The sequence below is a fragment of the Streptomyces sp. NPDC059456 genome (assembly GCF_042750055.1).
GTDB lineage: Bacteria > Actinomycetota > Actinomycetes > Streptomycetales > Streptomycetaceae > Streptomyces.
The window spans coordinates 1-2,176 of sequence record NZ_JBHYVA010000751.1 but is presented as its reverse complement, the minus strand read 5'-3'; the positions used below and the strand labels follow the sequence as shown (position 1 = coordinate 2,176).

Here is a 2,176-nt window from a genome sequence, read left to right as displayed (position 1 = left end):
CCCCGCCCCCGCGGCTGTCGGCGCGCGCCCCCCCCGGGGGGGGGGCGCCCCCCCCTCTCCGATGCGTGCTGCGTGCTGCGCCGCCGTCGCTACAGCGTGCCCAGCTTGATGATCGACAGCAGGGCGACCAGCTGGATCGCGGACGCGCCCAGCGCCTTCGGCCACGGCAGGTCGTGCGACTTGCTGATGAGCGAGGTGAACAGGGCCCCGGCCGCCACCCACGTGGCCCAGCCCAGCACCTGTACGACCATGTTGTCCCCGCCCAGGAACACGGCGAAGACCAGGCGCGGCGCGTCCGTGATCGACATGACGAGCATCGACAGGCCGACGGTCGGCTGCCACGAGCCGTCGCCGCCCAGCTGGCGGGCCAGGGTGTGCGTCACGGCTCCCAGGATCAGGCCGCACACGACGAAGGCCACGGCCGCGCTGAGGACGATCGGGATGGCGTTGGGGACGGTGGCCTTCATGACGTCCTTGCGGGCGTCGTCGAGGCCGAAGACCGCGAGCAGTCCGTACAGGAAGGTCACGATGAGCGCCGGGCCCCAGACCGCGTAGTCGCGCATCTGCAGGAACGTCGGCCCCGGCCGCATCACGATGCCGCGGAGCAGTTCCTTCCACGGCAGCCGCGGGCCCGCCGGTGCGGCCGCCGCGGCGCCCGCGTGGTACGTCGCGCCCTGGCTGTACGGGTCTTCGCCGTACGCGAAGACCTGGGTGTGCCCCGGGTTGTCGTTCGCGTACGAGCCACCGCCGCCTCCTCCTTGGCCGTACGGGGGCTGCTGCTGCGCCTGGTGGGGCGGCTGCTGCTGTCCGTACGGGTCGAAGTACTCGGGCTCGCCATGGCCTCCGGCGGCGGGCTGCTGAGGCCACTGCTGCTGCGGAGGGTAGGGCTGCTGGCCGTACGGCGCCTGCGGCGGTTGCTGCTGCTGACCGTACGGCTGCTGCCGCGGGGGTTGTTGGGGAGCGCGGTTGTTGTCCCTGCCGCGTCCGATCCTGAATCCAGCCACGTGATCGAACGTACCTGGTCCCGGGGGGCGTGGTGGGCGGGCCGCCGGAATAGGCACCGTTTGCGGCTGAGCTGTGACATCCCCTAGGGGAACTCCGGGGAGCCGGTTCCGTGTCCGGTTTACATGGTTGTGGGGCAGTGTGGGGTGGTTCGTTACATTGCCTATGGAGTACGTAGATATCGGGTCCGTAGCTTCGTGTCCGTCGCCGTAGACCACGAGCACGAGGAGAGCCCTCCGCATGCGTAGCACCCGCCGTACCACCCTCCGTACCGCCGCTGTCTTCGCCGGCACGGCCGCCGTCCTGGCCTTCCCGGTCGGGTCCGCCTTCGCGGACTCGCCGGCCGTGCCGGAGCCGGAGGTCCTGCCCGGGGTCGAGCGGCCCGTCACGGAGCCGAAGGCCGAGCCGGCCGGGCCCGTGGCCAGGCCGAAGCCGACGCGGGCCTACGTGACCACCGTCAAGCTCGCGGACGGCTCGATCGCCAAGGTCTACAAGATCGGCGACGGCCACTTCGAGGCGGACGTCTTCGCCGGGCCGACGAAGCTGGACACGCTGGTCAGCAAGGGGGGCGCCACGACGTACGGGCAGAACAACGGGCTGCACGTCGTCCTCCGGCCGAACGGGACCGTGACCTCGTGGATGGAGCCGAAGCCGAAGCCCGGCGTGAAGAAGGAGAGCTCGGTCCGGATCACCATGCCGGACGGACGGATCGCGAAGCTGAGCGACGGCCGCCATGGCAAGCGCGTCGAGATCTCCACGCCGAACGGCAACCTCCTCGCAGCGCTCGACCTGAAGCACCCGAGCGCGCAGCACGACGGCTGGACGTACCGGCTCGTCCAGGACGGGAAGCGCATGAAGTTCGTCGTCATCGACGGCAAGGGAGGCGGGAGCAGCTGGGTGTACCGGTTCGACGGGAAGCTGATCGAGACGTACGCGGCTGAGCCGAAGCCGGCTGAGCGGAAGCCGGGGGAGCGCGTGGCGCCGAAGCTGGTTGCCGCCGGCGGGGGAACGGCTGCCGCGGGCGCGGCGGGGCCGGGCTGGGCTTCGCGCTGCTGAAGCGGGGGCGGCGGGCCGAGCAGGCCTGACGGAGCCGGGGGCTGCGCCCCGACCTGAAGCACCCGAGCGCGCAGCACGACGGCTGGACGTACCGGCTCGTCCAGGACGGGAAGCGCAT

The 2,176-nt window shown here is 71.6% G+C and carries 2 protein-coding genes; one reads left to right on the top strand and one right to left on the bottom strand.

Features of this window, described 5'->3' with window-relative positions:
• Positions 1–89: 89 nt before the first annotated feature.
• The gene (locus tag ACFXA3_RS37745; RefSeq protein ID WP_385194999.1) at positions 90–1,004 is read right to left on the bottom strand and encodes a Yip1 family protein; all 915 of its coding nucleotides are present in this window, start codon (positions 1,002–1,004) and stop codon (positions 90–92) included.
• A gap of 238 nt (positions 1,005–1,242) precedes the next feature.
• Here ACFXA3_RS37745 and ACFXA3_RS37740 point away from each other — a divergent pair, with 238 nt between their 5' ends.
• The gene (locus ACFXA3_RS37740) at positions 1,243–2,058 is read left to right on the top strand and encodes a hypothetical protein (RefSeq protein ID WP_385194997.1); all 816 of its coding nucleotides are present in this window, start codon (positions 1,243–1,245) and stop codon (positions 2,056–2,058) included.
• The last annotated feature ends 118 nt before the right edge of the window (positions 2,059–2,176 follow it).

What these genes read in the sequence shown, in the direction of transcription:
- ACFXA3_RS37740 (WP_385194997.1), top strand. Translation starts at nt 1,243, where the DNA reads ATGCGTAGCACCCGCCGTACCACCCTCCGTACCGCCGCTGTCTTCGCC.